5 protein-coding genes are annotated in these 6,917 nt (G+C 72.5%); 3 read left to right on the forward strand and 2 right to left on the reverse strand.

All coding sequences use genetic code 11. The features are described from left to right. Window positions 1-580: 580 nt before the first annotated feature. Window positions 581-1,321 (reverse strand): hypothetical protein, encoded by a 741-nt coding sequence (locus MFF40_RS28125; protein WP_238263108.1) that lies wholly within the window; start codon window positions 1,319-1,321, stop codon window positions 581-583. A 314-nt stretch (window positions 1,322-1,635) separates the two neighbouring features. Next, window positions 1,636-2,901: a glycosyltransferase family 87 protein gene (locus MFF40_RS28130; protein WP_147899213.1), complete on the reverse strand. Its 1,266-nt coding sequence runs from the start codon at window positions 2,899-2,901 to the stop codon at window positions 1,636-1,638. 144 nt (window positions 2,902-3,045) lie between these two features. On the opposite strand from MFF40_RS28130, the gene MFF40_RS28135 reads away from it, so the two are divergent. The 3 genes from MFF40_RS28135 to MFF40_RS28145 all read left to right on the forward strand — a co-directional run. After that, window positions 3,046-4,284 (forward strand): glycosyltransferase family protein, encoded by a 1,239-nt coding sequence (locus MFF40_RS28135; protein ID WP_308447720.1) that lies wholly within the window; start codon window positions 3,046-3,048, stop codon window positions 4,282-4,284. Then, the gene (locus MFF40_RS28140; RefSeq protein WP_238263112.1) at window positions 4,281-5,561 is read left to right on the forward strand and encodes a glycosyltransferase family 4 protein; all 1,281 of its coding nucleotides are present in this window, start codon (window positions 4,281-4,283) and stop codon (window positions 5,559-5,561) included. The genes MFF40_RS28135 and MFF40_RS28140 overlap by 4 nt, the downstream gene beginning before the upstream one ends. Next, window positions 5,549-6,917: glycosyltransferase family protein (locus MFF40_RS28145; protein WP_238263114.1), on the forward strand; the 1,369-nt coding region annotated here is incomplete at its 3' end. The genes MFF40_RS28140 and MFF40_RS28145, both read left to right, overlap by 13 nt.

Raw genomic sequence — 6,917 nt, forward strand, 5'->3', positions numbered from 1 at the left:
CATGGAACGACACATACTTGCTCAGCCTCATCAGCCAAATGCGATAGCCCTGCCCTTGTGGGGAGGATTTGGAGGTGGGGGTGGTTCAGAAGGCACCGTTGTGCCTCATCCGGCACCACCCCCACCCCTGGCCCCTCCCCACAAGGGGGAGGGGAAACGCGTCGTGTTTCAAAGTCTTGTCAGCGAACAATCCCGATGTGTGAATCCGGCAGCCCCGTGCGGGAGAGGGACAGGGTGAGGGATCAGGTCTTTCTGAAGAGGTCGCATCCCTCACCCCAGCCCTCTCCCGCACGGGAGAGGGGGCGTGTCGCGGCCCGTCATCGACCTCGGGCCCAAACCTTCGGGATGCGGACGTTCCCATTAGCGATCGCGAGCTTGGATGAATCTCCGAAGGACTACTGCAGCGTCATCGTATGTCGCCAGCGATGAATCGAAAGACTTACAGCCTCTGAGCAGCGAAGCCGACGCCTCGAACGAGCGCTCCAGATAGCTCAGCGATCCCTGGACACCACTTTCGAGGCTGCTGCGCAGCAGCTCAAGACGATGTGGTGGGTGGGATCTTGGATCGATCGAGACGCGATCAGAGGCGCCCCAAATCCTTGTTCTGCGGCTTCTGCATGCTCTTCCAGAGCGAGACGCCCTTCGACCAGGAGGGCATGTCCTCCACATGGACCGATGCGCCCTCGTGCGCGTAGGCCTTCGCCTTCTCGAACTCGCCCCGGGCTTTGACGAAGTGATCGACAACGGGGTTGCCGGTCTCGACGCTCGAGGCCGCGCGGCCCGTGTGCAGCGCTGTCGCGAGGCCCTGATACCGGACCTGCGCCGCAGCGCGCTTCTGCGCCCAGTCGAGGGAGGCCGTCTCCTCCGGGCCGGCTCCGTCCAGGACGGCGACCGTCGCCTTGGCGGCCGCCGCCGGTTCGGTGCCGCGGGGGTCGGCAGCCTTGGTCGCGCGCGCCTCGATCGACGCCATTTCGGCTTCCGCCGCCTTGACCTCCGTATTCGAGAACAGGCCGCCGTGATCGGTGGCGATGGTGTAGAGGGCTCGACGGTCCAGGATCTGGATGCGGATCGTGCCGTGCCAATCCTGGTCCGAGGTGCCGGCATCGGCCGCCTTGCCCAGCTTCCGATAGCCGGCATCCAGGAATTTCCGGGCCTCGACGGCGACCTGGGAGGCGGATTTCTCGCCCGGGTTCGTCGCGGTGGTCGAATGCGTGGATGTCCCCCTGGCGTGTCGATCCCAGCTTGTCGGCGTGGCCGATTTCGCCGCCCCCGCGTGGGAGCGGGAGGAACTGCCGACGTATCTCAGGAGCGCCGAAAACATGGTGATTCTCCCGCGAATATTTTTTGGCTATCAATAAGACACGTCCAAGCTTAGGCCGAGTAAAATTCTCGGATAATCTTGGCGCATGAGAGCCAAAGGGATGATTTTCAAAGCAGCGCGGCGCGATAGCAATCTGAGGACTTGATGTCATCGGGGCACGACGTGGCGTCGGCGTCAAGAAGGACGCCGCACCGTCATTGCGAGCGCAGCGAAACAACCTCGGGAAACGCCACATTCGGAGATCGCGCGCCGCACTGAGTTGCTTCGCCGCGCTCGTAATGACGGCGAGAGGCGTTCAGCGACGGTCCAAAAATTCAGGCCGGAGCGGACCGGCGTCCGCCCGAAAATCCCCACGGGCGGATCCGGTCGGCGATGCAGGCCAGGGTCGCGAGGCCCAGCGCCAGCCCGAGCGGGAATCCCGTCAGGCCTGCGCCTTCGCGCAGGAGCGCGAACAGCGGCGTCGCCAGCAGGAGCGCGCGCTCGTGGCGGCGCAGGCCGCCGGCGCGATGCGCGGCCAGCACCAGCAGCAGCGTCGCCGGGACTAGCGGGACCAGGTCGTAGACCGGCAGGTAGGGCGAGAGCAGCGGCGCGGCGGCGAGGAGGGCGGCGGCCCGCAGGTCGGGGGCGGCCGGCAGCGTCCAGGCGCGGATCGCCAGGGCGAGGGCCAGGGCGGCGACCAGCGCCTGCAGCGCCCAGGCGGCGGCGATCGGGCCGCCCAGCAGCCGGACGGCCCCGAACGCGCTGGCGTTGAGTTCGAGCCCGGCGGCCGCCTGCTGGAGGATGATGCGGTTGGTCTCGGACAGGGTCCCCAGGAAACCGATCCAGGGCGCGGTGCCGAACAGGGCCAAAGCGGCGAGGCACAGGGCCAGCACCGTGCCCAGGCAGGCCGCCAGGCAGGTGCCGCGGCCGGTGATCAGCAGCAGCAGCGGCGCCAGGGCGGCGAAGTGCGGCTTGTAGGCCAGCAGGCCGAAGCACAGGCCCGCGAGCCAGGGGCGGCGGTCGACCAGCAGCGCCCCGAGGGTCAGGAGCGAGGCCGTGAACAGGCCGTTCTGCCCGTAGGTGAGGTTGCAGAACACCAGCGGATGGGCGAGCGCGATCCAGGCGGCGTCGCGCCGGCCGGCGGCGAACCGCATCGTCCCGGCGAAGACCGCCAGCGACAGGGCGGTCCAGAGCCAGAACGCCGGCTGCGGCTCCAGGGTCGCGAAGGCGGCGGCCGGGATCAGGAACACCGGCGGGTAGTGCCACGCGAACCGGCAATCCGGCCCGAACGCGGCCTTCAGGTTCGCGAGATGGACCGGGAGATCGTAGGGCTCGCCGCCCCGCCCCTCGAGCGCCGACCGGCCGGCCACCCAGATCTGGCTGAAATCGTTGCCCAGCATGTCGCCGTACCAGTTGCGGCGCGGTTCCGGGCCGGTGCCGAACACGATGGCGACGATGAGGAGCGTCAGCGGCACCAGCACCCGGGCGGCGCGCCGGGCGAAGGCGAGGAGCCGCGCGTCGCTGCCGACGAGGTCCAGGAGATCGGCCCGGAGCGCCGCGAACCGCGACGCCGGCGCCTCGATCGGGGTGGGCGCGGACATGGCGGCCTTCGGCGGGGTGCTGGCCGCCACTTCTAGGCGACGGCGGTTCCGGCGCCGTTAACGGCGGGGTTTGCCGAACGCCGCGGCTTGTGCGAGACGAGCGCGGCTGCGACATTCGCGCCGTCAACGGGGGCGGCGATGACGATGCGATCGGACGAGGCCTCCCCCGCCCCCCGGATCCTGATCTACAGCCACGACACGTTCGGGCTCGGCCACCTGCGGCGCTCGCGGGCGATCGCCAACGCCATCGTGGCCAGCAGCCCCGGGGCGCGGGCGATGATCATCTCGGGCTCCCCGGTGGTGGATTGCTACGCGTTCGCGCCCGGGGTCTACACCGTGCGGCTGCCCCCGGTGACCAAGTTCGGCGACGGCGGATACGCGAGCCTCGACGGCACCACGCCGCTCGCCAGCACCGTGGCGCAGCGCACCGCGATCATCGGCCGGACCGACGCGAGCTTCGCGCCGGACCTGATCCTGGTGGACAAGGAGCCGGCGGGCTTCCACGGCGAGCTGATGCCGGTGCTGGAGCGCGCCGCCGCCCGGGGCACGCACCTGGTGCTCGGCCTGCGCGACGTGCTCGACGACGCCGACCGCCTCGTGCCCGAATGGGAGCGCAAGGGCGCCGCCGAGATCATGGCGCGGTTCTACGACGAGATCTGGGTCTACGGCCTCAGCCGCATCCACGAGCCCCTGGCGGCCCTGCCGATGGAGCCCGAGATGGCCGCGGGAATCGCTGGGCGGCTGATCTATACCGGCTATCTCCGCCGGGAGGTCCCGGCGATGCAGGCCGGGCGCGAGGAGCCGGCCGTGGCCCGCGCGCCGTTCGTGCTGGTCACACCCGGCGGGGGCGGCGACGGCGCGGCGCTGATCGACTGGGTGATCGCGGCCTACGAGACCGATCCCGGCATACCCCTGCCCGCGCTGATCGCCTTCGGGCCGTTCCTCGACGATTCCACCCGGGACGGCTTCACGGCCCGGATCGACCGGCTCGGGGGCCGGATCGCGGCGATCACCTTCGACAGCCAGATCGAGTTCCTGATGCGCAAGGCGGCCGGGGTCGTCGCGATGGGCGGCTACAACACCTTCTGCGAGATCCTGTCCTTCGACCTGCGGGCGATCCTGGTGCCCCGGACCGAGCCCCGCCGGGAGCAGGCGATCCGCGCGCTGGCGGCCGAGCAGCTCGGCCTCGCCCGGGTCCTGCTGGAGGCCGACGGCCGCGCGCCCGAGCGGATGGCCGCGGCCCTGCGCGCCCTGCCGGACCAGAGCGAGCCGTCGCGGGTGCTGGTCCCCGGCCTGCTCGACGGGCTCGACGCGGTCGCGCGCCGGGTCCGGGCCCTGGCCGCGCCGGACGCCCTGCGGACCCGCGCGCGGGCCTATTCGTGACCGAGACCCGCATTGCGGTGGTGCTCAAGGGCTACCCGCGCCTCTCCGAGACCTTCATCGCCCAGGAGCTGCTGGCGCTGGAGCGGCGCGGCCTGTCCCTGGAGATCTGGTCCCTGCGCCGGCCCACCGACCGGGCCCGCCATCCGATGCACGCGGCGATCCGGGCGCCGGCCGCCTACCTGCCGGAATATCTGCGCGACGCGCCCCTGCGGGTGCTGCGCGGGCTCGGTTCGGCCCTGACGCGGCGGCGCTTCCCGGCCCTGCTCGTCCTGTTCGCCCGGGACCTGGCCCGCGACCCATCGGCCTCGCGGCTGCGCCGGCTCGGGCAGGCGCTGGTTCTCGCGCGCGAGCTGCCGGCCGCGGTCGGCCACATCCACGTACATTTCCTGCACACGCCGGCGAGCGTCGCCCGCTACGCCGCGCGGCTCACCGGGCGGCGCTGGAGCTTTTCCGCCCACGCCAAGGACATCTGGACCACGCCGGCCTGGGAGCTCACCGAGAAGCTCTGCGACGCGGCCTGGGGGGTGACCTGCACCCGCGACGGGCTCGGCCGCCTCGACGCCCTGGCGCCGGGCCGGACGCGGCTGGCCTATCACGGCCTCGACCTCGCGCGCTTCCCGGCTCCGCCGCCGGCGCGGGAGCCTCGCGACGGGGCCGATCCGGCGGCGCCGCTGCGGCTGCTCTGCGTCGGCCGGCTGGTCGCCAAGAAGGGCCACGACGACCTGATCGACGCGCTGGCGGCCCTGCCCCCGGGCCTGCACTGGCACCTCGACCTGATCGGCGGCGGCGAATTGCGCGACCCGCTCGAAGCCCGGATCCGCGCGCTCGGGCTCTCGGACAGAATCACCTTTCGGGGCGCCCAGGCGCAGCCCGCCGTGATCGACGCGATGCGCGCGGCCGACCTGTTCGTTCTGCCGACCAAGCCCGCGCCGGGCGGCGACCGGGACGGGCTGCCGAACGTGCTGATGGAAGCCGCGAGCCAGGCGCTGCCGATCCTGGCCACCGCCTTCGCGGGCACGCCGGAATTCCTGAACGACGGCACCCACGGCATCCTGGTCCCCCCGGGCGACCCGGCGGCCCTGTCGGCGGCCCTGGTGCGGCTGTGCGCCGACCCGGCCCTGCGGCTCCGGCTCGGTGCGGCCGCGCGGGTGCGGCTGGTTCAGGACTTCTCCGAAGACGCCGCCATCGACCTGATCGCCGAGGCCCTGCGCGCCTCCGCGGGCCTCGCCGCACCGGTCAAGACCCGCCAACCGGATATGGCCCCGTGCGGGTCCTAATCGCGGTCACGCATCTCCTCGGCGCCGGGCATCTCACCCGCGCGGCCGCTCTGGCGCGCGCCTTCGCGGCCTCCGGCCACGACGCCCTGCTGGTCTCGGGCGGCGTCCCGGCCCCGATGGTGCGGCTGGGCGATGTCCGCCTGGTGCAGCTGCCGCCGCTCCACGTCGCCGGGACCGACTTCGCCCGGCCCCTGGGACCGGGTGGCATCCCGGCCGATCCAGCCCTGTTCGCGCGCCGCCGCGCCCTGATGCTGGATGCGCTGGCGGATTTCGCCCCCGACGCGGTCATCACCGAGCTGTTCCCGTTCGGCCGCCGGGCCTTGGCCGCCGAGTTCCTGGCCCTGGTGGAGGCGGCGCAGGTGCGTCGGCCGCGCCCGCTGATGCTGGCCTCCCTGCGCGACATCCTGGTCGCCTCCGCCAAGCCGGAGCGGATCGCCGAGGCGCATGCGCGGGTTGCGCGTCTCTACGATGGCGTGCTGGTCCACGGCGATCCGGCCCTCGTGCCGCTCGACGCCTCCTGGCCGCTCGATGCCGGAACCGCGGGCAAGATCCGCTACACCGGCTACGTCGATGACGGCTCCCGGACCGTCCCGGCGGCGACGCGCGCGGGCGTGCTGGTGGCGGCCGGGTCCGGGCCGGCTGGCCTAGGGCTCCTGACAGCCGCGGCGGACGCGGCCCGGCTGCGCCCGTCGCTCGGCTGGCGGATCCTGGCGGGGCACGGCGTGCCGGACCCCGACCTCGCCGCCATCGGCCGCGGCCTGCCGGCGGGCACGATCGGGCGCGCCCGGCCCGATTACCGGAGCCTGCTCGCCGGGTCGGCCCTGTCGGTGAGCCAGTGCGGCTACAACACCGCCCTCGACCTCCTCGCGACCGCGACCCCGGCGGTGCTGGTCCCGTTCGAGGCCGGCGGCGAGACCGAGCAGCGGCTGCGCGCGGAATGCCTCGCTGCCCGGGGGCTGGCCCGGGTGCTGCCGGAAGCCGCGCTGAGCGCGGAGACGCTCCTGCACGCGGTGGACGCACAGCTCCGAGCCACGCCGCCGGGGCCGCACGGGATCGATCTCGCCGGGACGGCGCGGACGGTCGCGATCGTCGAGGATCTGTTGCGGGCGCTCGCGGTGCCGATCAAAGCGCGGGTCCCCTCTCCCGTTTGGGAGAGGGACAGGGTGAGGGGTGCGACTGCTCCGGAAGGACCTGTCCCCTCACCCCAACCCTCTCCCGCACGGGAGAGGGGGCATGTCGCGGATGGCACGGGTGGGTCCGTGAGCCTCGCCGCCTCCGGGGATCAGAAGGGCGGCCACCCACGCGCTCCCTCCCCCCTCTGCGGGGGAGGGTGGCCCCTGCGTCAGCAGGGGTCGG

This window comes from Methylobacterium mesophilicum, assembly GCF_022179445.1.
Taxonomy (GTDB): domain Bacteria; phylum Pseudomonadota; class Alphaproteobacteria; order Rhizobiales; family Beijerinckiaceae; genus Methylobacterium; species Methylobacterium mesophilicum.

What these genes read in the sequence shown, in the direction of transcription:
- MFF40_RS28125 (WP_238263108.1), bottom strand. Translation starts at nt 1,321, where the DNA reads ATGTTTTCGGCGCTCCTGAGATACGTCGGCAGTTCCTCCCGCTCCCAC.
- MFF40_RS28130 (WP_147899213.1), bottom strand. Translation starts at nt 2,901, where the DNA reads ATGTCCGCGCCCACCCCGATCGAGGCGCCGGCGTCGCGGTTCGCGGCG.
- MFF40_RS28135 (WP_308447720.1), top strand. Translation starts at nt 3,046, where the DNA reads ATGCGATCGGACGAGGCCTCCCCCGCCCCCCGGATCCTGATCTACAGC.